Consider the following 24,991-nt stretch of genomic DNA (forward strand, 5'->3'; position numbering starts at 1 on the left):
GTCAGTCCGTTCGTGGTGGGGGTGGCGGGCCGGTCGCGCCCGTCGCGGCGAGCGCGGCGAGGAAGCCGCCGACGAACGTGTCGCCCAGGCCGACCGTGGTGGGGTTCGGGACGTCGAGCGCGAAGCCGGGCACGCAGTGCACGGTGTCGCCCAGGCGGGTGCGCACCGCGGCGGCGAAGGCCACCGACTCGGGTCGGCGGGGCCGGGCGCGCAGGCGGGCGACGTCGGTGTCGGTGACGTCGTCGCCGTGGCAGTAGCGGGCGGCGGCCATGACGGTGCCGGTGTCGAGGGCGTCGGCGTAGCGGGTCGCGGCGGGACCGAACGCGGCGGCCCAGTACTTCGTGTGCAGGACCAGCGTCGGTGCCGGGATGAGCCGGTGCAGCGCGGTGAGCGCGTCCGCGACCTCGGCCGGGGAGAGCAGGTCGACGGGGTGGCCGAGGTACGACTGCATCTCGTCCTCGTTGAGGCCGTACACGTCGATGACGTCGAGCAGCGCGTCCCGGACCTGGCCGCTGAACGCGGGCTCGTGGTAGGCCGCGTCCTCGAAGTAGGTCACCGCCCCGGGTGGCAGGTGGCGCAGGTGGGCGCGCAGTTCGGTGAGCCGGTCGTCGAGCTGTGCCGAGGAGCGCATGGCGTTGAACCCGGAGATCAGGAACACCTCCGCGCCGCTGAGCCGGTGGCCGAGGTCGTCGCTGAGCAGCATGGTGCTGTTGGCGGGGTCGTTGACGTAGATCAGCCGGTTCGGGTGCGGCGCGGTGATGTCGAGCCGGTCGGTGCGGATCCGCAGGCCCTGGTCGTACTGGACGATGAGGTGCGGATAGAAGGTGTCCTCGGTGGCGGTGGTGAAGTGGTCGCTGTCGCGCGGCAGGAGCCGGCGGACGGTGTCGTTGACGGTGACCAGGTGCAGCGTCGACGGTATGCCCAGTCGGCTCATCAGGATCCCGGCCCGCACGGAGGTGCCGCCCAGGGCCACCCGGTGCGGGAACCGGCGGGCGAAGGTCTCCAGCACCGGGGCGGAGGCGACGAAGTGTTCGCCGCCTCCGCCCCTGGCGACGTAGCCGAGGATCGACACCACGAGGTCTCGCTCGCTGGTCACCGGCGTCGACGCGGTCAGGTCGGCGGCGACGATGTCGTAGTCGCCGACCAGGCGCGCCAGCACGTCGGTGGTCAGTGTCACCTCGTAGTCGACGCAGCCGCCGAGGCCGAGGACGACACGGGACGCGTCGGCCATGTCAGTACAGCGAGCCCTTGCCGGCGGCGCCGAACAGCTCGATCTTCTGGGCGGCGACCACCTTCATGGCCTCGATGCAGGCCGGCTGGATGGCGTTGGGCTCGCGGGTCTTCGGGTCGTTGCCGAGCACCTCGCGCATCTTGGCGTGGTAGGCGAGCTTGATGTCGGTCGAGATATTGATCTTGTTGATGCCGATCTGTGCCGCCTCGCGGATCTCGTCGTCGGGGTTGCCGGAGCCGCCGTGCAGCACCAGCGGGATCTGCACCCGGCTCTTGATCTCCTTGAGCAGGTCGAGCTTCAGCTCCGGCTTGAGGTGGGCCGGGTACATGCCGTGGAAGGTGCCGATGGCCACCGCGAGGCTGTCCACGCCGGTCTGCTCGATGAAGGTGACCGCGTCGTCGGGGTCGGTGTAGATGATCTCGGCGGCGCCTGCCTCGGCGTAGCTGTCGTTGCCGCCGATGGTGCCGAGCTCGCCTTCCACCGACACGCCGAGCACGTGGGCGGACTCGGTGACCTTGCGGGTGATGGCGACGTTCTCCTCGAACGGCAGGAGCGAGCCGTCGATCATCACCGAGGTGAAGCCGAACTGCACGGCCTGCAGGATCTGCTCGTAGGTGGCGCCGTGATCCCAGTGGATCGCGATCGGCACGCTGGAGCGGTGTGCCCGCTCGACGACGCCGTTGATCATCTCCCGGCCGATGTGCCGCATCTCGTCAGGGTGGATCGCGACGATCAGCGGGGCGTCCGTCTCCTCGCTGATCTCCACGATGCCCCGGAACATCGCCCAGTCGCTGATGTTGAAGGCGGGCACGGCGAAGTGGTGCGCGTTGGCGACGTCGAGGATCGCCTTACCGGTCGTCAGCATGTTCGCGTTTCTCCTTGTCACTGATGGGTGTTGCCGGTCGGTCAGGCCTTCACGGCGCCGGCGGTGAGCCCGCCGATGAACCGCCGCTGGAAGAAGAGGAAGAGCAGGAGTACGGGAATGGACCCGAGGATGCTCATCGCCATCATCTGGTTCCACTCGTACGAGTGCTGGCCCATGAGCAGCTGGATGCCGATGGGGACGGTGCGCATCTCGTCGGTGCGGGTCAGCGTGAGCGCGAACAGGTATTCGTTCCACGAGATCATGAAGGTGTAGACACCGACCGCGATCAGGCCGGGCACGGCGGTCGGCACGAGGATCCGCCACAGCGCGGTCCAGCCGCTGCCGCCGTCGACCTTGACCGACTCGTCCAGCTCGCGCGGCAGCGTGTTCAGGTAGGCGGTGACCATGATGATCGCGTACGGAAGGGTGAACACCATGTGGGTGAGGATCAGGCCGAGGTAGGTGTCGTACAGGCCGAGCGCCACGATGAGCCCGAAGTACGGGATGACGAGGGTGATCGGCGGTACCGCCTGGACGCTGACGATCGCGGCGTTGATGGTCTTCTTGAACGGGAACGCGAAGCGGGAGAAGGCGTACCCGGCCAGGATGGCCACCAGCAGCGTCAGGATGGTCACCGCGAAGGCGACGATGTAGCTGTTGAGGAAGAAGCGCAGTTGGGCGGCGTCGCCCAGGATCGCGCGGTAGGCGTCGAACGAGAAGCCCTCGGTGATCAGCTGCGGCGGGTTCTGGAAGACCTCGCCGTTGCTCTTGAACGACGTGGAGAGCAGCCACAGGACCGGCAGGCCGGCGAAGAGTCCGCCGATGACCAGCCCGGTGACGACGCCGACTTTGGCGAAGGTACGCCGCATCTTGACGGTGGTCATGTCTCACCGCTCCCTTTGCGAGCGTACGTAGAAGAAGGCCAGCACCATGGTGAGCAGCAGGACGATCACGGCGGCGGCCGACGCGGTGGCGAACTCGTACTCGCTGAAGGCCTGCTTGTAGGTGAAGGTGCTGAGCATCTCGGTGGTGTTCAGCGGTCCCCCGCCGGTGGTCATCCAGATCAGCGCGAACTGGTGTGAGGTCCAGATCAGGTCGAGCACCGCCATGCTGATGATCACCGGCCGGAGCTGGGGCAGCGTCACGTGCACGAACCGCTGGAACCAGTTCGTGCCGTCGACGGCGGCGGCCTCGTACAGGTCGCCGGGGATGCCCTGCAACGCGGCCAGCAGGCTGATCATGAAGAACGGGTAGCCGGCCCAGACGTTGACGAACGTCACCGCCCAGAGGGCCGTGCCCGGGTCGCTGAACCAGTTCACGCCCGACTGGATGACGCCCAGGGTCTGGAGCACGTGGTTGACCACGCCGGCCGGGTCGAGCAGCAGCCGCCAGATGACGGCGATCACCGCGATCGTGAACAGCCAGGGCAGAATGTAGACGATCCGGAAGATGGCCTTGGTGACGCCGCCCAGCAGCGGGCTGTTGAGCATCATCGCGAAGGCGAGGCCGAGGACCAGATGGGCCGCGGTGCTGACCGAGATGAAGACGGCGGTGTTCTTGAGCGCGGCCACGAAGGCCGGGTCGGTGAGCACCGTGGCGTAGTTGGCGAACCCGGCGAACACCGAGTTCTCCTGGGCGATCACGTTGTCCCGGAACGAGTAGCCGATCACCATGACGATGGGCACGACCATCAGGACCACGACCAGCAGCATCGTGGGGAACAGATAGCCGTACGGGACGAGGCGCCGGGTCAGGGTGGATCGGGAGCGCCCGGTGGTGCTCGGCGCGGCCCGCGTCGAGGTCTCCGGTGCTGTCAGGGTCATGGCTGTCTCCTTGGTCGGGCGCCGCGCCGAGGGTCCGGCGCGGCGCCCGGGCGGGCTAACCGATTACCGAGGACCAGTTCTCCTGCGCCTTGGCGAGGGCGTCGTCGACGCTCGACTTGCCGGTCAGCACGAGCTGGAGCTGCTCGGCGAAGCTGCGCATCAGGTCCTCGGACTTGGGCAGTCCGACGAACTCGTTGGACGGGTAGCCCTGCTGGTAGATGTCGAAGGCGGTCTTGAACAGCGGGTCGCTGTTGCCGAAGTCGGGCTCCGCGGTCTTGTTGCCGGGGAAGCCGTTGGCGATCGTGCTGAGCTTCGCGTTGGTCTGCTGGCTCATCAGGTACGAGACGAAGGTGAACGCCTCGGCCTTGTGCTTGGTGGAGTCGGAGATGCCGATGCCCCAGGAGGCGTAGGGGATGCCGCGCTCACCGGTGTAGCCGTCCTCGGCCGGCAGCGGCGCCACCTGGAAGTTCAGGTCCGGCTTGTTCTTGCGGATCAGGTTGATGTGCGCGAGCGAGTCGATCATCATGCCGACCTGGCCGTTGGTGAACTTCTCGACCTTGTCCTGCTCTTTCATGGTGAGCGAGCCGGGGGCGATGACGTCGGCGTCGTTCAGGCTCTTCACGTACTCGATGGTGTTCTTGACCGGCGCGCTGGTCAGGTTCGGCTTGCCGTCGGCCAGCATGCTGCCGCCGGAGGCGCCGAGCCAGGACATGACGTCGTTCTGCACGCCGTTGGGTACGGCGGTGTCCAGCGGCAGCACCCAGCCCTTGGCGTCGCCGTCGCCCGCGCTGATCTTCTTGGCGGCGTCGAGGAACTCCGTCCGCGTGGCGGGCACCTTGTCGACGCCGGCGGCGGTGAGCAGGTCCATGTTGACGAACAGCGGGTAGACGAAGTTGACCACCGGGATCATGTAGGTCTTGCCGTCGACCTGCACCTGGCTGGCCAGCTCGCTGTCGTCGTAGTTCGCCTCGGTCATCAGCGCGGACAGGTCGGTGATCGCGCCCTGCTTGGCGAAGTCGTTGACCCAGGCGCCGTCCAGGCCCACCACGTCGGGCAGGGTCTTGGAGGCCGCGCCGGTCAGCAACTGCTGCTTGGTCGAGGCGTACGGCGCACTGAGCAGCTTGATCTTGATGTTCGGGTTCTGCGCGGTGAAGTCATCGATGATCTTGTCGAATTCACCGGCCGGCAGCTCGGCCCCCCACCACTGCGCGAACTCCAGAGTCACGCTGCCGTCCGAGGCGGCGTCGTCCGAACCACAGGCGGCCACGGCCGCCACCATCGTCGCCGCCGTCACCACCCCGACCAGCCGCTTCAGCCGGGTAGCACGAAACATCATGGGGGACTCCTTCGATATCGAGATCCTTCGCTTCTCTGCGAGATTGGCGTCACGTTAGCAACGTGTTACAGGCAAAGACAAGAGGAGAACAGCAAGAAAACGCGTAGTACGGCAAAGCTGTGCGCACGCTGCGCTTTCGTTGGACTCCGCTCGGCTACGCCGCTCCGTGCTGTTCTATGCCGCCGCGCGCGGCACCGACGCGGGGTTGTGGCATACTGCCGCATTGACAAGGGGGAACCATGAGTGTCGACAAGGACGAGCGACAGCGGCATCTGCCCGCCGGACGCAAGGCGCAACTGGCCGCGTACGTCGCCGACACCGGCCAGGTGACGGTCAGCGAGCTGGCCGAACGCTTCGGCGTCTCCATCGACACCGTCCGACGCGATCTCGACCAGCTCAGCGCCGACGGCGTCCTCGTGCGCACGTACGGCGGCGCCGTCAGCCTCTCCACCGTCTTCCGCACCGACCGTGCCGTCGACCAGCGGCTCACCCTCCAGGAGCAGGAGAAGGAGAAGATCGCGGCGCTGGCCGCCGCGCTGGTCCGGGACGGCTCGACCATCATGATCAACGGTGGGACCACCACCCTGGCCGTGGCCCGCAACCTCGGCCAGCACCGGGACCTCACCGTGGCGACCAACAACCTGCTGGTGCCCGGCGCACTGCCGCCCACCGCGATCCGCGACATCTACGTCTTCGGCGGAGCGGTACGCACCCTCACGCTCGCCACCATCGGGCCGGTGAGCTTCCGGGCCGGTGGCGGTGCCGAGCTGGACATCAGCTGCGACCTGGCGCTGATCGGCGTGGGCGCGGTCGACGCGGACGCCGGCTACACCACCAGCAACCTCGCCGAGGCCGCGATGATGCAGGAGATGATCTCGCGCGCCGCCCGGGTGGCGATCCTCGCCGACTCCTCCAAGTTCGGCCGCCGACTGTTCGCGCAGGCATCCGAACTGGGCAGCGCCGACTACCTGATCACCGACACCGCGCCACCGGCGAATCTGCGCGACGCCCTCGCCGCGAGCGGGGTGCAGGTCATCACCCCGACCACCTCACCGCGTCAACGGGACGCCCGCCGCACCGACTAGCCGGGCCCGACCTTTCTCGGACCGGCCGCCGGGGGCACCGGCGCCGGCCGGCGCCCCGCAGTCGACGCGTTCGACGGCCTCAGGTCCAGGGCAGCGCCGCGCGCTCCTGCCAGTAGCGGTCGACCGGCATCGCCAACTCCGCCCACCGTGCCGGATCGACGGGGAGCGTGGACGCCCGCAGGTTCGAGGCCAGTTGGTCGCCGGTGGCGGCTCCGGACAGGACGATCGTCGCCCACGGCTGGTGCAGCGCCGCCGCGAGCGCGCTCGCGTCGCCGACGTCCTCGCGTACGGCGAGGCGGCCGTTGGCGAGGGCCTCCTTGACGATGACCACGCATCCCGCGTCGTGCGCCTCGGCCAACGCCGGGCCCGCGCTGGGCTCCAGCAGGTTCCAGGTGGCCTGCACGCTGCGGAACAGCGGCTCGCCGTCGACACGTACGCCGAGCGCGTCGCGGATGACCTCGGCCTGCCTCGGCCCGCTGGTCGACAGTCCCACCAGCACACCCTGCCGGCCGAGGTCGGCGAGTCGACGGTGCAGGGCCACGTCGTGCAGCGCGGGACTGTCCGGGGTGACCGAGTGGATCTGGTAGAGGTCGAGGCGGTCACCGAGCACCTGCCGGGTCTCCGCGTACTGCCGCTCGAAGGTGGCGAGACGATGGTCCTTGACCTCGTGCGTCTCGGCCTCGACGCGCCAACCGGCGGTGTAGGTGTAGCCCCACTTGCTCCCGACGACCACGTCGTCGACGTCCGGCCGGCTCCGCAGCCAGTGCGCGAGGAACTCCTCGGCCCGGCCGTACGAGCGGGCGACGTCGACGTAGCGGACCCCGGAGGCGTACGCCTGATCGAGGAGTTCGGCCGCACGCGCGCGCAGCGCCTCGACGGTCCGATCGACCGGCAGGTCCGCGGCGCGTCCGAGATTGATGTAGCCCGGACGGCCGACGGCCGCCAGTCCGAGCCCGATCCGGGAGCCTGCGGCCAGGCGCGCAATGGTTGCCATCACCCCATCCAACACGGCAGGCTGCGCGTCGTCGTCGCCACCCGGGTCGTTCCCGTCCGGCCCGGCGGGTTCAGCGGTGCAGGTAGGCGGCCAGGCCGCCGAGTTCCTCGTTGGCGATGAAGACCGAACGGACGTTGATAATGGCTTCCTCGACGTGGGTGGGACAGCCCCACGCGGCGTCGCCCCAGGAGTCGGCGATCTTGATTTCGGCCGGTGCGGTGCATCCGGCCGTGCCGCCGAGCTGGCAGTGATCGGGATGCGGCACCGCGACCTGCGCGGCGGCGGCCGACCGCATCCGGGCGTTGAGTTCGGCAGCGGCGGCGGCGCGTTGCTCGGCCTCGGCGCGGAGTTCGCGCTCGGCGCGTACCGCCTTGGCCAGTTCGTCGTGGGCGGCCGTGGCGCGTTCCTCGGCGGCCTTCTGCGCCTGCTCGATGTGGTGGCGTTCGATGGCCAGTGCCGCGGTGCCGGCGAACAGCCGGGCGATGGCGAGGTCGGTGTCCTGCGGGACGCGTGGGGTGCGGTGGTACATGGCGAAGGTGCCGAGCAGTCCGCCGTCGCGGGCCAGGATCGGCGTGGACCAGCAGGCGGCCAGCCCGGCCCGGTCGGCCAACGGGCGGAAGTCGCTCCAGAACGGGTCGGTGGCGATGTCGGTGACGACGACCGGCTGCCGCCGATGGGCTGCGGTGCCGCAGGAACCGACGCCTTCACCGGTGACGATGCCGTCGATGGCCTCGTTGTAGAAGTCCGGCAGGCTGGGCGCGGCACCGTGGCGCAGGTGCCGGCCGTCGGGGTCGGCCAACAGGACCGAGACGAACACCTCCTGCGGAGCGAGGTTCTCGATGCAGCGGGCCATCCCGTCGAGCACCTCGGTCAGCGGGGCCTGACGGGCGATCTGCTCCAGCAGTGCGCGGTGTTCGGCCATCAGCCACTGGGCGTGCTTGACCTGGGTGGTCTCCACGCCGATCACCCGGATCCCGGTCACCGCGCCGTCGGCGTCGCGGCGTGGTTCGTAGGTGAAGTCGAAGAAGGTCTCCCGGGCCTGCGGACCGGTGCCCAGCACGACCCGGACGTCACGTCCGGTGTAGGGCTCCCCCGCGCGGTAGACCTGGTCCAGCAGGTCGATGAATCCCTGACCGGCGAGTTCGGGCATCAGGTCGGCCAGCGGGACTCCGCTGCGTGCGCGTTCCTGGCCGATCGTGGTGAAGAACGCCGGGTTCGCGGCCTCCAACAGGTGCGTCGGCCCGGTGAGCGAGGCGAACACGGCGATGGACTGGCCGAACAACGTACGCAGGTCGTCCTCTGCCGCGGGCGTGGTCACCGCCGGACCCGCAGCAGCAGGCCGCCGGCCCGATACCGCTGTCATGATGTGTGGTCCGCCCCTCGCCGTCGATCCCGTTCGTGCGCTATCAACCTACGGGACGACGCGCCCGCTCACCGGTCGTGGCCCTGCTGCCGCCTCCGTGCCCGGGGGCGCCGCGTCGCGAGCGACGGAGACGGCGCAGCCGGTCCGCGACCACGGCCACCACCGTTTCCGATGCCCGCACGACGTGTGATGCGCATTCCGCAGCGGTCGGAGAACTGCCGATCATCGAATGTCGACCCGTCGAGATCGATCCGAACCAGTGGCGCCCGCGTGAATCTCGGCGACGACTTCGGTAGTTCCGAAAGGCCGAAGTTTAATAGACGATCATTAATATAGGGTACTCTCGATGTAATACTCGTTGGAAGCGCTCCCACACCGTCCCCGGAGCGCTCGGAACGGAGGATGCACCGTGCGTTCACACCACCCCCCTCAATCCCGGTCGGTCGTCCGCCGACCTCTCCAGGCACTCGCCCTGGCGCTCACCATGGTCGTCGCGATGCTGCCCTGGGCCGGCGCCGCCCAGGCCCACGGCACCGTGATCAACCCGGCGACCCGCGCCTACCAGTGTTGGCAGAACTGGGGCCACCGGCACATGGATCCGGCCATGCAGACGCAGGACCCGATGTGCTACCGCGCGTTCCAGGCCAACCCCGACACGATGTGGAACTGGATGAGCCAGTTGCGGGACGGCCTGGGCGGGCAGTTCCAGGCCCGTACGCCCGACGGTCAGCTGTGCAGCAACGCCCTCTCCCGGAACAACGCCCTGAACCAGGCGGGCGCCTGGAAGGCGACCACCGTCAGCCGCAGCTTCACCCTCCAGTTCTACGACCAGGCCAGCCACGGCGCCGACTTCTTCCGGGTATACCTGACCCGGCAGGGGTTCAACCCGGCCACCCAGCAGGTCGGGTGGGGAAACATCGACCTGATCCAGACGACCGGACGGTACGCGCCGACGCAGAACATCTCGTTCAACGTCTCGACCTCCGGCCGTAGCGGACAGCACGTCCTCTTCGTGATCTGGAAGGCGTCGCACATGGACCAGACCTACATGTGGTGCAGCGACATCAACATCGTCTGATCCGCAAGGTCGGCAATTACGCCGCTACTCCGGTCCGGACCTCCTCCGGACCGGAGTGGCGATGCGTCAGCTCCGATCGCCGAACACCCCACCGGCGTTGTTGGCCAGCACGTCGATCCTCGGGTACGCGGCACGCAGTTGGCCGGCGAGACGCTCGATGTCGTCGAGGCGGGTGAAGTCGGCGAGCGCCTGCGTGACGCGCTGACCGCACGACCGTCCGGCGAAGCGCCCTGGGATCGCCCGCCGCCTCGGCGCCGATCCGACCGACGATTCCGACCCGCGCGCCAACGCGGTGATCGCCGCCGCCCTCGGGTGCGTCGAAGCGGCCCTGACGGCGTGGACCGCACCCGCCCAGTCGGAATCGCTCGCGACGATCCTGGACCGCGCCATGCAGGCCCCGTCCCACCGACGGTGAGAGCCCGGAAACGCGCGAGAACGGCATCCCACGGATCGCGACTTCGCCGCGACACATAGTCGCCGTCCACTTACCGCACCGAACATTTTCGACGCGGCTGGGACGGCCGATCCCCCTCGGCGATGGGATCGGTCAATACCTCGACCGTTATGCGGATCCCGTTGACGCGACAAGTATCGCAGGCGCTATTGTGACTACCACGTTCGTGGAACTGTCCTCACTGGAAGGGAATGTGCTCAGACGTGGCTAAGCAGATCATTCATAAGCTGGTCGACGACCTGGACGGCGGCGACGCCGACGAGACCGTGAAGTTCTCTCTCGACGGCGTGCAGTACGAGATCGACCTGTCCAGCAGCAATGCCGCGAAGTTGCGGGAAGCGTTCGCCTCCTACGTCGCCCACGGCACCAAGGTGGGTCGCGGCGGCGTGGTCGTCGGCGGCCGGGCTGCTCGTGGTCAGGGTTCCGCCAGCACCGACCGGGAGCAGAACAAGGCGATCCGGGAGTGGGCCAAGAAGGCCGGTAAGGACATCTCCGACCGGGGTCGGATTCCGCAGGAGATCGTGGACGAGTACCACGCGAAAGCCGGTCGCTGACCGGCCGCACGGCTCATCTGGCGCGGCTCGACGAAACGCTCGTTCCGGTGCCGTGAAGCCTTCGCCCGCCGGGGGCACGCGCACTGTGACGGGCCTTTTACCGGTCGTGCACGATTCTGAACCGGTGGTGCCTGAATCGCATCGACGTCCGGTCACCGATCTCCCCATCGGTGCCGGCGTAGCGAAGACGAAAAGGTGTCCGCCACCGGAGTCGCTGACGGTCGTCGCCGCATTTGCGGCGCGATCGGCCGCGGCGGCTGATCGACCCGAGTGTCGCCGCGGATGCCGCGTGCCGGCATGACAGCCGCCACAGTGTCGCAACACAATGATGCCCATGAGCAACGACGAGGCCCGGCCGTCCACCGTGGTGTGGGTCGAGCGGCGCACCGACCCCGTCGGCGCGGTCACCGATCACGACGCCGTGTCCCGTGCGCAGGCGTACCCGATCGTGCGGATCGGCGCTCCGATGTTCGGGCACGCGGTGGACCTCGGCGACGGGCGGTGGCAGGTCGTCGCCCTGTTCAGCGACACCCCGCAGGAAGCGCGGACCAACCTCGCGCACCGGTTGCGGGAACGGCTGCTCGACATCATCGCACCGGCGCTGGCCGCCGAGGTGACCGCTGCCGCGCGGATCCTCGACCGCCGTAAGGTCGACGAGGTCGTGGTGGCGGGGCAGGCACACCGGGTCGTCCGCGTGGACACCTTCGCCCGGTTCGGCCCCGACGGGCCCGAACCGCCGCGTCCCACCGACCCGGACCCTCCGGAATACGGTGAGCACGACAGCTTCCTCGACCCGGAAGTGGTCGCCGATCCGGCCGCACCCACCGGGGTCGGCGCGGCGATGCTGAAGGTCGACCTGCTGACCGCGCACTACCCCCGCGCCCAGGTGCCGGCCGACGTGTACGCCGACAGCATCGCCGCCGTACGCACCCACCCGCACGCCGCCCTGCTGCCCACCCGTTACGCCGCAGCCGAACGCGTCGACGGTGCGTGGCAGCCGGTCAGCCGGGCGGTCGCGACGCCACAGGAGGCACGCGACGAACTGGCCTACGCCTTCCGGCACCTCGAACCGCGCACCCAGATGCTCACCGCCGCGCAGGCCACCGCGTACCAGCAGGCCACCGATGCGCTCGAAGCCGGCCGGACCGACGAGATCAGCGTCGAGCAGCGTCGTTTCCGGATCACCCGGGTCGAGACCCTGCTCCGCTTCGACGACGACGGTCCGGAAGGTCCCCGTCGCTCCGATCCCGACCCCGACCTGCCGCCGGAGGCCACCGCCGACGCCGACCGCTCCGAGCGGTGGATCGTGTGGCGACAGGACGACAACGGCAACCGGTACGAGGTGGCGCGCACGGAATCCCGCGCGGACGCCGAGGGTCTCGTGGCAGTGATGGAGGCCAGGGGGCACAAGCAGTACTACTGGGCCGCGAAGGCGTCGGAATGACTTGTTGCCCGCTGGATCAACGCGGGGCGCGGTGACGTAGGTCATGCCGCCCGGCGCTCGACGTCTAGTACGTTTGTACTTGTACGGACGTACTAGTTCGAGAGGCTGAGCATGACCACCGGACTGCCCGCACGTGGGGAACGCCCATGACCCCCCGCCGGGACCCCGAGGGGCGTCGGCGCGCGATGCTCGAAGTCGCCGCGCAGGAGATGATCGACAACGGCTGGGAGGCCCTGACCCACCGCCGGGTGGCCGAGCTGGCCCAGGTGCCGCTGGGTGCCACCACCTACTACTTCGACTCCCTGGACGACCTGCGCACGAGCGCCCTGGAGATCGTCGTCGCCCAGGCCGACGAGGAGATCCGGCAGGTCGCGGAGGCCGTCCACGCCTGCGCGGGAAGCCCCGAAGGTCTTGCCGCGTTGTTCATGGACTACCTGAGCGACCGCGCGCGGCTACAGGCCGAGAACCTGCTCTACTACGCCGGCGTCCAGCAGCCCGAGTTGCGTCCGTACGCCCAGCGCTGGATCCGGGGCACGACCGAGATGCTCTCGGCGTACGCCACCCCGGAGGCCGCCCAGGCCACCGCCCTCTACCTGGACGGCGTCATCCTCTACACCCTGCTGCACGACCGGCCCGTCGACGAGCAGGCCATGCGCATGGCCATCGCCGCCCTGATGGGCACGTCTCTCCCGGAGGACCAGTGAGTACGACGCACACCTCCGACGCACCCGGGGCCACCGCCGGGCACCTGTCCGCCCGGCGCCGCTGGGCCGCCCTGGCCGTGCTCTCCACCAGCCTGCTGGTGGTGGTCATGGACATGACCATCCTCAACGTCGCCCTGCCCGACATGGCCGCGGCACTGTCGCCGACCGCCGCCCAGCAGCTCTGGATCGTCGACATCTACTCGCTGGTCCTGGCCGGGCTCCTGGTCGGCATGAGCACCCTGGGCGACCGGTGGGGCCGCCGTAGGTTGCTCCTGGCCGGATTCTCGATCTTCGGTGGCGCGTCCCTGCTGGTCCTGGTGGCCGAGTCGGCCCCGATGGTGATCGCCGTTCGCGCCCTGCTGGGCGTGGGTGGCGCAATGATCATGCCGGCGACCCTGTCGATGATCCGGAGCCTGTTCACCGATCCGGCCGAACGCGCCAAGGCGCTCGGCATCTGGGCGGCGGTGGCCTCCCTGGGTGCGGCCGTGGGGCCGATCGTGGGTGGCTTCCTGCTGGAGCACTTCGCCTGGCAGGCGGCGTTCCTGGTGAACGTGCCCTGGATGGTCGCGGCGATCGTCGCGGCGGTGCTGCTGCTGCCGGAGGCCCGCAATCCGAACCCGGGCCGCTGGGACGCGCTGGCCACCGCGCTGTCGATCGCGGGCATGACCGCCCTGGTGTGGAGCATCAAGCGCATCGCCAAGGAGGGGCCGACCGATCTGCTGGCGCTGGCGGCCCTGACGGCGGGGCTCGCCCTGCTGGTGTGGTTCGTGCTGCGGTGCCTGCGCAGCGACTCGCCGCTGCTGCGGGTACGCCTGTTCGGCGTCCCCTCGTTCACGGCCGGCACGCTGGCGGCGCTGTTCACCATGCTGGCCATGGGGTCGGCGCTGCTGCTCTCGGCCCAGTGGCTGCAACTCGTCCGAGGCATGTCGCCGCTGCAGGCGGGTGTCGCGTTGCTGCCGATGGCCGTCGCCGCGACGGTGGTCTCACCGCTGGCACCGGCGCTGGCCCAGCGCATCGGTGCCCGTACCGTCCTGGTGGGGGGCCTGGCGCTGGCGGGTCTGGGTTTCGCGGTCCTGGCGGTGGCCCCCGAGCCGCTCGGCTACACCCCGGTCGGGATCTTCCTGGCCCTGCTCGGGGCCGGGATGGGCTCGCTGGCCATCGCCTCGGCGATCATCATGTCGGGGACACCGGCCGAGCACGCGGGCAGCGCCGCCGCCATCGAGGAGACCTCCTACGAACTGGGCGCGGTGCTGGGCGTGGCCGTGCTGGGCAGCACGGCGGCGGCGTTGTACCGCGCCGAACTCCCCGCCTCCGATCTGGCCGCCGCGGGGCTGAGCCCCGAGCAGGTGGGCGTGGCCCAGGAGTCGCTCGGTGGCGCCCTGCACGTGCTGGACGGACTGGGTCCGGCCGGGGCCGCGGCTGCCGCCCAGGCCCAGGACGCCTTCACCCACGGACTGATGCTGGTCGGGGGCATCGGCGCTGCGATCATGCTGGTGTCGGTGGTCGTGGTGTTCGCCCTGACTCCGAAGGGACTGGACGTGACCAAGGGCCACTGAGGGTCGGAAGAGGGTCGTCACCGGGCGGTGCTGGTCATGGTGCTGTCGAGGTGGAACGTGCGGTCGGCGAGCGCCGTCTCGGCGGGGTCGTGGCTGGCGACGACCACGGCCGCGCCGGTGGCGACGCGGTCGGCGAGCAGCTCGTGGACCCGCTGTCGGCTGTGCGTGTCGAGGGCGGCGGTGGGCTCGTCGAGGAGATAGACGTCGGCGTCCTGGACGAGCGCCTGGGCGATGAGTGTGCGTTGTCGCTGACCGCCGGAGAGTTCGCGCAGCCGCTGGCGGGCCAGGTGGGCGATGTCCAGTCGCTGCATGATCTGCGCGATCGCCGCACGGTCGTCGCGGCTGAGGCGGCGACGCAGCGTGAACCGCCCGATCTGGACGCATTCGGCGACGGTCAGCGGAGTGGCGTCGATGTCGCTGGTGCGCTGCGGCAGCAGGGCGAGGCGGGTGCCGGGCCGGCGGTGGACGCGCCCCTCGGCCGGCTGCGCGACGCCGGCCAGCAGGTGCAGCAGCGTGCTCTTGCCGGAGCCGTTGGCGCCGGTCAGCGCGATCACGGCTCCGGATGCGACGCCCAGGTCGACATGGCGCAGGACGGGAACGTCGGCGTATCGAAAGCCGACGTTCTCGGTGGTCAGGACGTCGGAACCCACAGCAACCCCTTAACGGCAACGGTTTTCGTTTCAGTATAGTCGGCCGGGTGATGTCGTCCCTGGTCGAACCGTTCACGGTGTCCTTCGTCGTCCGCGCGCTCGTCGGCGGCGTGCTGCTGGCCGGCGCGTGCGCGCTGGTCGGCGTCTGGGTGATCGCCCGTGGGATGACCTTCCTCGGCGAGGCGATGAGCCACGGCATGTTGCCCGGCGTGGCGATCGCGTCGATCCTCGGCGGCAACCTCGTCGTCGGCGCCGCCGCCAGCGCCTTCGCGATGGCGGCCGGGGTCAACGCACTCCGACACAGCCGCGAGTTTGGACGCGACACGACCATCGGGCTGCTGTTCGTCGGGATGCTCTCGGTCGGCGTCATCATCGTGTCGCACTCGCGGTCGTTCGCCACCGACCTGACGGCGTTCCTGTTCGGCGACGTGCTGGCGATCCGCAGGTCGGACCTGATGATGCTGGGCGTCGCGGTCGCGGTGGTCGCCACGGTGACCGCCGCGTGCTACCGGCCGTTCCTCGCGCTGACCTTCGACCCGCGCAAGGCCCGGACCCTCGGGCTACGCCCCGACCTGGCCAACGCGGCGATGCTCGCGCTGCTCACCATCACGATGGCGGTCGCCTTCAGCGTCGTCGGCACACTGCTCGCCTTCGGCATGCTGATCGCACCGTCGGCAGCGGCCATGCTCGTCGCGCGGCGGCTGCCCGCGCTGATGCTGACCAGCTTCCTGATCGGCTCCGCCGCCACCGTGGTCGGCCTCTGGATCTCCTGGTACGCCGCGACCGCCGCCGGTGCCACCATCGCGGCCGTCACCGTACTGATCTTCTTCACGATTCTCGGCGCGCGGTGGGTCACCACCGGGGTGCGGCGCCTCCGGTCTCCGGTGCCCGCATCCGTCGCCGCCCCCACGCTGGAAGGACGTCCGTGACACGAACCGACAGGCTGCTGGCCGGTGTCGTCGCCCTGAGCCTCACGCTCACCGTGGCCGCCTGTGGATCAGGTGATCCACCGACGAGCGAGGAGACACCGCACGGCTACGTCGCCGGTGCCGAGGAGATGACCGAGGCCCAGTCGGCCATCGCGTACGCGACCCGTGGCGGCGGACGGCTGCACCTGCTCGACCTGATGACCGAATCGGAGAGCGGGATCGACCTCCCGTTCGGTGCCGAGCGGATCACCGAGGACGGCCGATTCGTCTACGTCGACGACGGTGACCGGCGGGTCGAGATCGTCGACGCCGGCGTCTGGACGGTCGACCACACCGACCACGTCCACTACTACCGGGCGCCGGCACGTCCGGTCGGTTCGCTGACGCTCGACGCGCCGATCACGACGGTCGCCGGCGTCGAGGCGCACACCACCATCGGCACCGCCGACGGCACGGTCACCGTGCTCGACCGGCGTGCGCTCGAAGCCGGCCAGGTCACCCGGCTCGCCGCGATCCACTCCGGCAGTACCACGGCGCTCGCCGTGCCGTACGCGGAGCACCTTCTCGTGGCCGTCGGCGACGATCCGGGTCGGCCGGCGGACCGGATCGTCGCCATGGACGAGCGGGGCGAGCCGACCGGCGGACTCGACGTCGCCTGCGTCGACCCGCGCGGGTGGGCGGTGTTGCGCGGCGGCGCGGTCTTCGCCTGTGCCGACGGTCTCGTCCGGGTGAAGCTCGACGGCGACCGGCTCACCGCCACCACGCTGGCCAGCCCCCGTGCGCCGGTCGCCACCGACGCGTTCGGATACCGACCGCGCAGCAACGAGGCGGCGGTCGCGGACCACGACGGGATCTGGTCGGTGAACGCGGCCAAGGCCACCCTGCGCTACCTGCCGGTGGACGACCGTCGGCTCGTGGCGGCGGCCTCGCCGGCCGACGAGAGCACGGTGCTGGCCCTGGACGACACCGGCACGCTGGTCAGCTACGACCTGGAGACCGGGAAGGTCCTGGCACAGTCGACCGTGCCGGCGACGAGCCTGACGCTCGACGTCGACCGCGCCTACCTCACCGAACCGGCGGCCCGGGTCATCCACGAGATCGACTATCGCGACGGGCTGCGTACCGCCCGGAAGCTGCGGGTCACCGAACGACCGGATCTCGTGGTGGAGGTCGGCCGGTGAAGGCACCCAGACTCCTGACGGCGCTCGCCACGGTGGCCGTCCTGCTGGCCGGCGGCATCGCCTGCACCGGACCGCAGCCGACGCGCATCGTGGTCACCACCAACATCCTCGGCGACGTGGTCCGCGAGATCGTCGGCGACCAGGCTCGGGTCAGCGTGCTGATGAAGCCGAACGCCGACCCGCACTCGTTCGCCGTCTCCGCCCGGGAGGCGCACGCCATGCAGACGGCCGACCTGCTCGTCTACAACGGCCTCGGGCTCGAGGAGGGCGTGCTGCACCATGTGCAGGCGGCGAAGTCCGAGGGGGTGCCCACCGTGGAGGTGGGCGCCCGGGTCGAGCCGATGGACTATCGGGACGGCGACGCCGCCGGTCTTCCGGATCCGCATTTCTGGACCGACCCCGTCCGCGTCGTCACGGCCGTGCGGATGCTGACCGAGGAGATCGTCACGCACGTCGACGGCGTGGACGCCGACGCCCTCCGGCGGCGCGCCGAGTCGTACGCGAAGCAGGTCGGGGAACTGGACGCGACGGTGGCGGTGCGTTTCGCCGGGGTGCCGGAGCAGCGCCGCGTCCTGGTCACCAACCACCACGTCTTCGGCTACCTCGCCGCGCGCTACGACCTCACGGTCGTCGGCGCGATCATTCCGAGCGGGACGACCCTGGCCTCGCCGAGCGCCTCCGACCTCGCCTCGCTGGTCACCGCCATCGAGACCCACCGGGTACCGGCCATCTTCGCCGACACCGCGCAACCCGCACGCCTCGCCGAGGTCCTCGCCAGCGAGGCCGGCATCTCCGTACGCGTCGTCGGGCTGTACTCGGAGTCGCTCAGCGACCCCGACGGTGACGCGCCGACCTATCTGGACATGATGCGTTTCAACGTCGACGCGATCATCGGTGGCCTGAGCGGCTGACCCCCGGCGCGACCCGTCCGGGGTCACCTCTGTATCGTAATTGAAAATGGTTGTCAGTTTCAGAAGGAGAGTAATCGTCGTGACTCGACGCAGTAGCCGTGGTCTGGCCGTGCTGATGGCCGCATCGCTGGCGCTCGCCGCATGCGCCACCGAGACCACGGGTGAGAGCGGATCACCCGCACCGTCGTCCAACGGATCGGTGCCGGATCCGGTGGCGATCACCTACGACGGCGGCATCTACGTGCTCGACGGTGAGACCCTGCGGGTGGCGCACACCGTCACCCTGGACGGGTTCAACCGGGTCAACCCGGCCGGCAACGCCACCGGTGTCTTCGTCTCGACCGAGGCCGGCTTCCAGGTGCTCGACGCCGCCGCCGGCAGGATGACCGACATCAGCTACCCCGGCGCGAAGCCCGGCCACGTCGTCCTGCACGGCGACCGCACCATCCTGTTCACCGACGGCACCGGCGAGGTGCACAGCTTCGTCTCGGCGGACCTCGCCGACGGCAAGCCCGCCGGGCGGCAGTACAAGACCGCACAGCCGCACCACGGCGTGGCGGTCGAACTGCGCGACGGCACCCTCGTGGTCACCCTGGGCACCGAGGAGTCCCGGCCCGGCGCGATCGCGCTCGACAAGGACGGCAAGGAGATCGCCCGCAGCGAGGAGTGCCCCGGCGTACACGGCGAGGCCGTCGCCCAGGGCGAGGTCGTCGCGTTCGGCTGCAAGGACGGCGTCCTGCTGTTCAAGAACGGCGCGTTCGTCAAGGTTCCCAGCGACCGAGCGTACGGAGCCGTCGGCACCCAGGTCGGCAGCGGCGACTCGCCCGTCCTGCTCGGCGACTACAAGATCGATCCGGATGCCGAGCGAGAGTTCCCGGAGCAGTTCGCGCTCATCGACACCGTCGCGAACGCCCTGACGGTGGTGCCGATGCCCGAGGGCGTCAGCTACAGCTTCCGCTCCTTGGCCCGGGGCCCGAAGGGCGAGGGCCTGATCCTCGGCACCGACGGCAAGCTGCACGTGGTCGACCCGGCCACCGGCACCTTCGCCGCCTCGTGGCCCGTGGTGGCCGCGTGGAAGGAGCCGATGAACTGGCAGGAGCCCCGTCCCGCCCTGTTCGTGCGCGGCGACACCGCCTACGTCACCGAGCCCGTGAGCAGGAAGGTGCACCGGCTCGACCTGACCACCGGCACGATCGTCGGCTCGGTGGAACTCCCGTCGGCCCCGAACGAGATCAGCGGGACGCTGTCCGCCCACTGACCGCACCGCTGTGGTCCCGAAACAGCAGCACTGTGCCGCCCGGTCGGATCGACCGGGCGGCACGGGGCGCTCTCGGCTGCCGCGCCGGGCCGGTGAGGTCCGGCACTGCAGCCGAGGTCAGCCCAGCATCACCCGTTGCGCAGCCGGTACGCCCGGATGATCGTCTGGTCGAGGCTGTTGCCCGCCCGGTCGGTGACCGAGGTACGCAGCGACACGTACCCGCCGGAGCGGGGGTGCTGGACCGTCGCGGTCCACTTCGTGCCGGTCGACCGGACCGTGGCCGGCTGCCAGGTCTTTCCGTCGTCGTAGGAGACCTGCACGGTGACCTTCTTCGGCGTCACCGCGGCCCCCTCGTTGCCGAGCACACGCAGCGGGATGTCGAGGCGCCCACCGGCCGGCGCAGCGGCGTCGCGGTCCAGCTTCGGATCGAACCGCACCACCATGACCGGCAGGCGTTCCCAGTCGTCCCCGGCCGGCCGGGCGGACCGGAACTGCCAGGTCAGAGCGACCTCGGTGGACAACTCGGTGAAGCTGCGCCGGGAGGAGGTCTCCAGTCGGTACGACGCCGCTTCCGGCGGCACCTCGAAGAAACCGAAACCGGCGTCGAGCGCCCCGGCGTACTCGTCGACCAGCTCGTCGCCCCGGTAGAGCGCGGTCCGACCGGTGTCCCCGTTGGAGACGCCACCGTGCCCGGCCGCGTCGCCGTGCAGCGGGATGTCGATCCGCATGAAGTCCTCGAACCGACTCGCGCTGCTGAACGGGGTGTCGTTGCGCAGCAGGGTCGGCCCGATCGGCGCGGCGTTCCACACGTCCCGGTAGGTGTGGCCGGCCCGGTATCGCTCCGACGCGCCGTAGAGGATCTTCCGGAACTCCTCGTCGAGCTCCCCGTCGCCGCTCTGCGCGATGCGGACGCCGCCCGACCAGGCGGAGTCCGTGGTGCTGTGGTACTCGGTCCAGGAATCGCCGACCGGCACCGACGCGCTCGCGGTCCAGCCGTACACCCCGTCGAACTCCGCCGACATGCTCCGCTCGATCATGTCGCCCAGGCGTTCACCGCGCAGTTCGTGTCGTACCGTGGCCAACTCCGCGCGCCGCACGTCCTTGCGGTAGCCGGTGGGCAACCGGCCGGGGAATCCCTCACCCAGGTGATAGATGTACGGACTACCGGCGAAACCGCCGTCGCCGTCCGGCCTGGCCCACTGGTGTGCGACGAAGCCGCTGATGTGGTCGTGGTTCGCCCGGTCACCGAGTTGGGCCGTATAGATGCTGTCGAAGTCGCCGGCCCACATGTCGATCTTCGCCGGTGAGCTCTCGTACATGTCCACCAGCACCCCGGCCTGCACCAGCACCGGGCGGGCGGTGCGCTCCGGCACCGTCGCCGTGATCCGCTTGGCCTTCCGGGCGTCCAGCGTGACCGTCAGGTCCCGGTTCAGGTCGATCTCCGGTCGGCTGAGCACGGTGCTGCGCTCCCGCTCGCCGAACTCCTCGACGACGCCGGTCACGGCGTAGCGGCCGGTGGGGATCCGGATGGTGGCGGGTCCGCCGGACGTGCCGTCGAGCGCCTCGTACGCCGGACCGTCGATCCCGTTGACCAGCGTCCAGTACGTGTCGGCCGCCGCCCCCGTCGAGTCGAGGTGCCGGACGGTCAGGTCGTAGCTCTCCACCTCGCGGTGCACCCCGACCGGAACGACGGTGCGGAGTTGGCCGGCGGTCGCGACCAGGTGCCCGCTGTAGTAGCCGTCCACGCCGTCGACGCTGGTGTCCACCGTGGCCGCGACCTCGGCGGTGCCACCGGCGGGCACGGTGACCTGCGGCGCGGCGGTGCGGAACATGCCGGCGGGGGCCGCCTCGCCGTCCGGCCCGATGATCTGCCAGGTCAGGTCGAGGGTGAGCGGCGCGGTCCCATCGTTGCGGAAGGTGACCGTCCGGGTGATCGGGTCGTCGTCGTGGTGCGGCCACCGCGTGCGGCCGTACGACACGCTCGGCGGATCGGCGGTCACCGCCTGCCCGACTGCCCGCGCCACGTCGACCAGGCCCGCTCCCTGCTGGTAGGCGGTGTCACCCGGCCGCGGGTTGGCCGAGCCCATCAGGGTGGACTTGAGGCGCGCCGCGTCCCAGTCGGGGTGCTGCTGCGCGAGCAGTGCCGCCGCGCCCGCCACGTGCGGCGCGGCCATCGAGGTGCCGGACTCGGCGACGTAGTGCTCGCCGACCGGTACGCCCATCACGCCCTCGGCCGCCCGCGCGGCGACGATGCCGACGCCCGGCGCGGTGATGTCCGGCTTCACGGCGTCGTCACCGACCCGCGCTCCCCGGCTGGAGAAGTCCGCGAGGGACCCGTCCCGGTCGACCGCCCCGACGGTGAGTGCGGCGTCCGCGCTGCCCGGCGAGCCGACCGTGCGCTCACCCGGCCCGCTGTTGCCGGCGGAGACCACGAAGAGGGCGCCGGTCTGGGCGGTGAGCGTGTTCACCGCCTCCTCCATCGGGTCGATCTCCGGCCCGTCCCATCCGCCGAGGCTCATGTTGATGACCGTGGCCTGCTTGTCCACGGCCGCCCAGTGCATCCCCGCGAGGATCGCCGAGTCCTCGCACCAGTCGTCGCAGACCTTGGCGGAGACCAGGTCGGCGTCCGGGGCCACGCCCCGGTACGTGCCGCCGGAGGCGGTACCCCGACCGGCGATGGTCGAGGCCACGTGCGTGCCGTGCCCGTACCGGTCGACCGGATCGGTGTCTGGCACGAAGGTGACCGCCTCGCTCACCGCGTCGGCCAGGTCGGGGTGGGTCAGGTCGACGCCACTGTCGAGGACCGCCACGGTCACCCCGGCGCCGGTGAGACCGGCCTCGTACGCGGCGGGGGCGCCGATCTGCCGCACCCCCCGGTCCACCGCCGGTCGGCGCTTCCCGTCGAGCCAGATCCGTTCGACGCCGGGAATGCGGTCGGACGCCTCCGGTCCGGACCCGGTCAGCTTCGTCCAGACGTCGGCCAGGTCGGCCTTGTCCGCGCTGACCGCGACGCCCTCGATCGCCGGCAGCGCCCGGTCCACCCGGACCTCGCCACCGGGCACCGGCGAGCCACCCCGCCGGGCGGCCACCCCGTCCGGATACGCCATGATCATCGGCAGCCGGTCGTGGGCCGCGTCGTGGTAGCCGTACTCGATCAGCTTGCTGACGTTGAACAGTCGACGGTCCAGCACGCCGGAGGCGATCAGCGGCACCGCGTCCACGGGTACGACGTGCAGCTCACCGCCGATCTCGTGGGCGCGGAACCGCATGTCCGCGCGACCCTTCGCCGGACGGATCGTCACCCGACCGCCCCGGTCGACGGTGATCCGGTCCCCCGTGATCAGCGTGACCGTGGCCGGATGGTGGTCGGCCCTGGCCGGCGTCCCGCCACTGCGGCCGGGTCCTCCGCCACCGGGCGTACCGCCACCCGGCGCAGACCAGCCGGGTTGCCCCAGCCCCAGCACGAGAGCGGTGGCCAGCCCGGCCGCACCGATCCGTTTCAGTCCCCTCATCAGACCTCCACATCAGACGATCAAGACGTAGAAGCATCATCCGGACCACTCATCAGATTCCTGTTAGGACGGTTGGTTTGCGGGCGCGGGCGGTATGGTCCGGCGGCATGGCCGATCATGGAACGGTGATGGATCCTGCCGCGTCGTCGGCCACTCCCGGTGGGTTCTCGTTGGCGGTTCCGCCGTTGTTCGCCGCGCTGGCTCCCGCGCGGAACATCCTCATCGCCGGGGCCGGCGGAGGCTTCGACCTGTACGCCGGCCTGCCCCTGGCGCTCGCTCTGTCCAGTGGTGGTGCTCAGGTGCACCTGGCGAGCCTGTCCTTCTCCGAACTCGAACTGATCGACCACACCGCATGGCTGACGGAACACGTCGCGGCCGTGCAGCCGGACACCGGCAGCCCGGACTGGTACTTCCCGGAACGCACTCTCGCCCAGTGGTTGGCGACGCAGGACCTCCCGTCGACCGTGTACGCCTTTCCACCGTTGGGCGTCCAGCCGCTACGGGCGGCGTACCGGCATCTGGTCGAGCACCTTGGTGTCGACGCGGTCGTCCTGGTCGACGGCGGCACCGATGTGCTGCTGCGCGGCGACGAGAGCGACCTCGGCACCCCCGTGGAGGACATCACCAGCCTGGCCGCCGTCACCGCCCTGGACGTGCCGATCAAGCTGGTCACCAGCCTGGGCTTCGGCATCGACGCGCACGACGGCGTCAACCACGTCGAGGTCCTGGAGAATCTCGCCGCACTCGACCGTGAGGGCGGCTACCTGGGCGCACTGTCGATACCCAACTCCAGCCGTGAGGCGACCCTGTACCGCGACGCGGTGGCCCACGCCCAGCACGCCACCCCGGACCGGCCCAGCATCGTTCAGGGGCAGATCGCGGCAGCCACCCGTGGCGCGTTCGGAGACGTTCGATTCACCCGACGCACCAGCGAAGGGAACCTGTTCGTCAATCCGCTGATGGCGATCTACTTCACCGTCGACCTCGACGCGCTCGCCGCACGGTGCCTGTACCTGGACCGCATCGAGAACACCATCGGCCGGCGACAGGTGATCACACGCATCCAGACGTTCCGCGACGAACTCCTCCACCACCGCGTTCCCCGCGCCTTCCCGCACTGACCGCCGTCCGCCTACCTCGAACGGTCACCGAGAAAATCTATGCCCGATGCGCTAGACATTCGCTTCGGGCTTGGCTAGTGTTCCTGGTGTTGAGAGATGAGGTCCGAAAAAGACGCAGACGACCAAGACCGAGCATCACGCAGGGCCCGGAACCATCGCGGCTCGCTCGGCACAGCGGTGCAAGGACCTGCAACCGCAGCAGTAACCTGACGAGATTCCAGGTCAGGGCAAGACGGGCGGGGCACTCCCCAGCCCGGTAGGACAGCTCGCCGCACGTGTGCGGGGCCATGAAGTCGCGTGGGCTCCGGCACCGGCGGGCAGCATGGCTCATGTGTAAGCAGAGGAAAGGGAGGGCTGAACACCGTTGGATCGCCCGCTGCCAGGACACAGACGCAACTCTGGCGCGGACACCGCAGTTTCCATCGAACGAGAGGTGGTCTCCGGTCACGCTTATGCGATCCTCGCACCCCACGCCGCTGACGGCGTCAGGTGCGGACACGACAACCCGACGAATCAGTCGGTAGATGGTGTTTCCAACCCGTAACCCCGGGCCCCGGCGCGTACGCGCCGGGGCCCTCGTCATGGAGAGATTCGTTTATGGCCCAACCCGATGACATGTTCGGTGACGATGACTACCCCGCCTACACGATGGGCCGCGCTGCGGAGATCACCGGCGCGTCACAGGACTTCCTGCGTAGGCTCGACGAAGCGAAGCTGATCGCCCCGTCCCGGTCGGCCGGCGGGCACCGCCGATACTCCCGCTACCAGTTGCGACTGGCCGCCCGAGCCCGGGAGATGGTCGACCAGGGCACTCCACTGGAGGCCGCCTGCCGGATCATCATCCTCGAGGACCAGCTTGAGGAGGCTCGCCGGCAGAACGAGGAGTACCGGCGCCGATCGGAAGCCGACACCTGAGTCGTACCCCCTGTGAAGAATGGTGGG

23 protein-coding genes are annotated in these 24,991 nt (G+C 69.9%); 13 read left to right on the forward strand and 10 right to left on the reverse strand.

The annotated features are described in order from the left end of the window. Window position 1 precedes the first annotated feature (1 nt). From ACWDVW_RS08145 to ACWDVW_RS08165, 5 genes are read right to left on the reverse strand one after another with little or no spacing between them, the layout of a single operon-like run. A complete protein-coding gene (locus ACWDVW_RS08145) occupies window positions 2-1,231 on the reverse strand; it encodes an ADP-dependent glucokinase/phosphofructokinase (protein ID WP_449945999.1) in 1,230 nt (409 codons plus the stop codon). 1 nt (window position 1,232) lies between these two features. Beyond that, window positions 1,233-2,096, reverse strand: a complete 864-nt coding sequence (locus tag ACWDVW_RS08150; protein WP_449946001.1) for a ketose-bisphosphate aldolase — start codon at window positions 2,094-2,096, stop codon at window positions 1,233-1,235. A 41-nt stretch (window positions 2,097-2,137) separates the two neighbouring features. After that, complete coding sequence (locus ACWDVW_RS08155; RefSeq protein ID WP_449946002.1) at window positions 2,138-2,980, reverse strand: carbohydrate ABC transporter permease; 843 nt, start codon at window positions 2,978-2,980, stop codon at window positions 2,138-2,140. 3 nt (window positions 2,981-2,983) lie between these two features. Next, a complete protein-coding gene (locus tag ACWDVW_RS08160) occupies window positions 2,984-3,919 on the reverse strand; it encodes a carbohydrate ABC transporter permease (RefSeq protein WP_449946003.1) in 936 nt (311 codons plus the stop codon). A 55-nt stretch (window positions 3,920-3,974) separates the two neighbouring features. Continuing rightward, window positions 3,975-5,255: an ABC transporter substrate-binding protein gene (locus ACWDVW_RS08165; RefSeq protein ID WP_449946005.1), complete on the reverse strand. Its 1,281-nt coding sequence runs from the start codon at window positions 5,253-5,255 to the stop codon at window positions 3,975-3,977. Window positions 5,256-5,494: 239 nt separating this feature from the next. On the opposite strand from ACWDVW_RS08165, the gene ACWDVW_RS08170 reads away from it, so the two are divergent. After that, window positions 5,495-6,340, forward strand: coding sequence for a DeoR/GlpR family DNA-binding transcription regulator (locus tag ACWDVW_RS08170; RefSeq protein WP_449946007.1), 846 nt, complete (start codon window positions 5,495-5,497; stop codon window positions 6,338-6,340). A gap of 79 nt (window positions 6,341-6,419) precedes the next feature. On the opposite strand, the gene ACWDVW_RS08175 is transcribed toward ACWDVW_RS08170, so the two are convergent. Further along, on the reverse strand, window positions 6,420-7,334 hold the full coding sequence (locus ACWDVW_RS08175; protein ID WP_449946008.1) for an aldo/keto reductase: 915 nt from the start codon (window positions 7,332-7,334) through the stop codon (window positions 6,420-6,422). Between the two features lie 70 nt (window positions 7,335-7,404). Further along, on the reverse strand, window positions 7,405-8,652 hold the full coding sequence (locus ACWDVW_RS08180) for a GAF domain-containing protein (RefSeq protein WP_449946010.1): 1,248 nt from the start codon (window positions 8,650-8,652) through the stop codon (window positions 7,405-7,407). Between the two features lie 454 nt (window positions 8,653-9,106). Between ACWDVW_RS08180 and ACWDVW_RS08185 the strand changes: the two genes are divergently transcribed. After that, window positions 9,107-9,775: a lytic polysaccharide monooxygenase auxiliary activity family 9 protein gene (locus ACWDVW_RS08185; protein WP_449946012.1), complete on the forward strand. Its 669-nt coding sequence runs from the start codon at window positions 9,107-9,109 to the stop codon at window positions 9,773-9,775. Window positions 9,776-9,841: 66 nt separating this feature from the next. Here ACWDVW_RS08185 and ACWDVW_RS08190 read toward each other — a convergent pair whose 3' ends face one another. Beyond that, window positions 9,842-10,063: a hypothetical protein gene (locus tag ACWDVW_RS08190; protein ID WP_449946014.1), complete on the reverse strand. Its 222-nt coding sequence runs from the start codon at window positions 10,061-10,063 to the stop codon at window positions 9,842-9,844. Between the two features lie 4 nt (window positions 10,064-10,067). Between ACWDVW_RS08190 and ACWDVW_RS08195 the strand changes: the two genes are divergently transcribed. The 5 genes from ACWDVW_RS08195 (at window position 10,068) to ACWDVW_RS08215 (ending at window position 14,487) form a co-directional block, all read left to right on the forward strand. Then, window positions 10,068-10,190, forward strand: a complete 123-nt coding sequence (locus ACWDVW_RS08195; protein ID WP_449946016.1) for a hypothetical protein — start codon at window positions 10,068-10,070, stop codon at window positions 10,188-10,190. A gap of 242 nt (window positions 10,191-10,432) precedes the next feature. After that, complete coding sequence (locus ACWDVW_RS08200) at window positions 10,433-10,783, forward strand: histone-like nucleoid-structuring protein Lsr2 (RefSeq protein WP_131053450.1); 351 nt, start codon at window positions 10,433-10,435, stop codon at window positions 10,781-10,783. 334 nt (window positions 10,784-11,117) lie between these two features. Further along, window positions 11,118-12,227: a DUF5954 family protein gene (locus ACWDVW_RS08205; protein WP_449946018.1), complete on the forward strand. Its 1,110-nt coding sequence runs from the start codon at window positions 11,118-11,120 to the stop codon at window positions 12,225-12,227. 146 nt (window positions 12,228-12,373) lie between these two features. Further along, window positions 12,374-12,931, forward strand: coding sequence for a TetR/AcrR family transcriptional regulator (locus tag ACWDVW_RS08210; RefSeq protein WP_449946019.1), 558 nt, complete (start codon window positions 12,374-12,376; stop codon window positions 12,929-12,931). Beyond that, entirely contained in the window at window positions 12,928-14,487 is a 1,560-nt protein-coding gene (locus ACWDVW_RS08215; protein WP_449946021.1) for an MFS transporter, read from the forward strand. The genes ACWDVW_RS08210 and ACWDVW_RS08215 overlap by 4 nt, the downstream gene beginning before the upstream one ends. A 17-nt stretch (window positions 14,488-14,504) precedes the next feature. Here ACWDVW_RS08215 and aztA read toward each other — a convergent pair whose 3' ends face one another. Then, a complete protein-coding gene (aztA, locus tag ACWDVW_RS08220; protein ID WP_449946023.1) occupies window positions 14,505-15,137 on the reverse strand; it encodes a zinc ABC transporter ATP-binding protein AztA in 633 nt (210 codons plus the stop codon). Window positions 15,138-15,187: 50 nt separating this feature from the next. On the opposite strand from aztA, the gene aztB reads away from it, so the two are divergent. The 4 genes from aztB (at window position 15,188) to aztD (ending at window position 19,416) form a co-directional block, all read left to right on the forward strand. Beyond that, on the forward strand, window positions 15,188-16,066 hold the full coding sequence (aztB, locus tag ACWDVW_RS08225) for a zinc ABC transporter permease AztB (RefSeq protein WP_449946242.1): 879 nt from the start codon (window positions 15,188-15,190) through the stop codon (window positions 16,064-16,066). After that, on the forward strand, window positions 16,063-17,247 hold the full coding sequence (locus tag ACWDVW_RS08230; protein ID WP_449946025.1) for a hypothetical protein: 1,185 nt from the start codon (window positions 16,063-16,065) through the stop codon (window positions 17,245-17,247). Before aztB ends, ACWDVW_RS08230 begins: the two co-directional genes overlap by 4 nt. After that, the gene (gene aztC / locus ACWDVW_RS08235) at window positions 17,244-18,158 is read left to right on the forward strand and encodes a zinc ABC transporter substrate-binding protein AztC (protein WP_449946027.1); all 915 of its coding nucleotides are present in this window, start codon (window positions 17,244-17,246) and stop codon (window positions 18,156-18,158) included. The genes ACWDVW_RS08230 and aztC overlap by 4 nt, the downstream gene beginning before the upstream one ends. Window positions 18,159-18,237: 79 nt before the next feature. Further along, window positions 18,238-19,416 carry a zinc metallochaperone AztD gene (gene aztD / locus ACWDVW_RS08240; RefSeq protein WP_449946028.1) on the forward strand — a complete coding sequence of 393 codons (1,179 nt, stop codon included), beginning with the start codon at window positions 18,238-18,240 and terminating at the stop codon, window positions 19,414-19,416. A 128-nt stretch (window positions 19,417-19,544) separates the two neighbouring features. Here the strand turns inward: aztD and ACWDVW_RS08245 are convergent, their stop codons facing one another. Beyond that, a complete protein-coding gene (locus tag ACWDVW_RS08245) occupies window positions 19,545-22,928 on the reverse strand; it encodes a S8 family serine peptidase (RefSeq protein WP_449946030.1) in 3,384 nt (1,127 codons plus the stop codon). A 107-nt stretch (window positions 22,929-23,035) separates the two neighbouring features. Between ACWDVW_RS08245 and ACWDVW_RS08250 the strand changes: the two genes are divergently transcribed. Continuing rightward, window positions 23,036-24,049, forward strand: a complete 1,014-nt coding sequence (locus tag ACWDVW_RS08250) for a DUF1152 domain-containing protein (RefSeq protein ID WP_449946032.1) — start codon at window positions 23,036-23,038, stop codon at window positions 24,047-24,049. Window positions 24,050-24,646: 597 nt separating this feature from the next. After that, a complete protein-coding gene (locus tag ACWDVW_RS08255; protein ID WP_449946033.1) occupies window positions 24,647-24,964 on the forward strand; it encodes a MerR family transcriptional regulator in 318 nt (105 codons plus the stop codon). Window positions 24,965-24,991: the final 27 nt, after the last annotated feature.

It is taken from the genome of Micromonospora sp. NPDC003241 (assembly GCF_053589795.1).

Bases quoted from the DNA above. Each gene is read 5' to 3' on its own strand.
- ACWDVW_RS08165 (WP_449946005.1), bottom strand. From the start codon at position 5,255: ATGATGTTTCGTGCTACCCGGCTGAAGCGGCTGGTCGGGGTGGTGACG.
- ACWDVW_RS08210 (WP_449946019.1), top strand. From the start codon at position 12,374: ATGACCCCCCGCCGGGACCCCGAGGGGCGTCGGCGCGCGATGCTCGAA.
- ACWDVW_RS08145 (WP_449945999.1), bottom strand. From the start codon at position 1,231: ATGGCCGACGCGTCCCGTGTCGTCCTCGGCCTCGGCGGCTGCGTCGAC.
- ACWDVW_RS08155 (WP_449946002.1), bottom strand. From the start codon at position 2,980: ATGACCACCGTCAAGATGCGGCGTACCTTCGCCAAAGTCGGCGTCGTC.
- ACWDVW_RS08250 (WP_449946032.1), top strand. From the start codon at position 23,036: ATGGCCGATCATGGAACGGTGATGGATCCTGCCGCGTCGTCGGCCACT.
- ACWDVW_RS08255 (WP_449946033.1), top strand. From the start codon at position 24,647: ATGGCCCAACCCGATGACATGTTCGGTGACGATGACTACCCCGCCTAC.
- ACWDVW_RS08150 (WP_449946001.1), bottom strand. From the start codon at position 2,096: ATGCTGACGACCGGTAAGGCGATCCTCGACGTCGCCAACGCGCACCAC.
- ACWDVW_RS08175 (WP_449946008.1), bottom strand. From the start codon at position 7,334: ATGGCAACCATTGCGCGCCTGGCCGCAGGCTCCCGGATCGGGCTCGGA.
- ACWDVW_RS08205 (WP_449946018.1), top strand. From the start codon at position 11,118: ATGAGCAACGACGAGGCCCGGCCGTCCACCGTGGTGTGGGTCGAGCGG.
- ACWDVW_RS08170 (WP_449946007.1), top strand. From the start codon at position 5,495: ATGAGTGTCGACAAGGACGAGCGACAGCGGCATCTGCCCGCCGGACGC.
- aztB (WP_449946242.1), top strand. From the start codon at position 15,188: ATGTCGTCCCTGGTCGAACCGTTCACGGTGTCCTTCGTCGTCCGCGCG.
- ACWDVW_RS08245 (WP_449946030.1), bottom strand. From the start codon at position 22,928: ATGAGGGGACTGAAACGGATCGGTGCGGCCGGGCTGGCCACCGCTCTC.
- ACWDVW_RS08160 (WP_449946003.1), bottom strand. From the start codon at position 3,919: ATGACCCTGACAGCACCGGAGACCTCGACGCGGGCCGCGCCGAGCACC.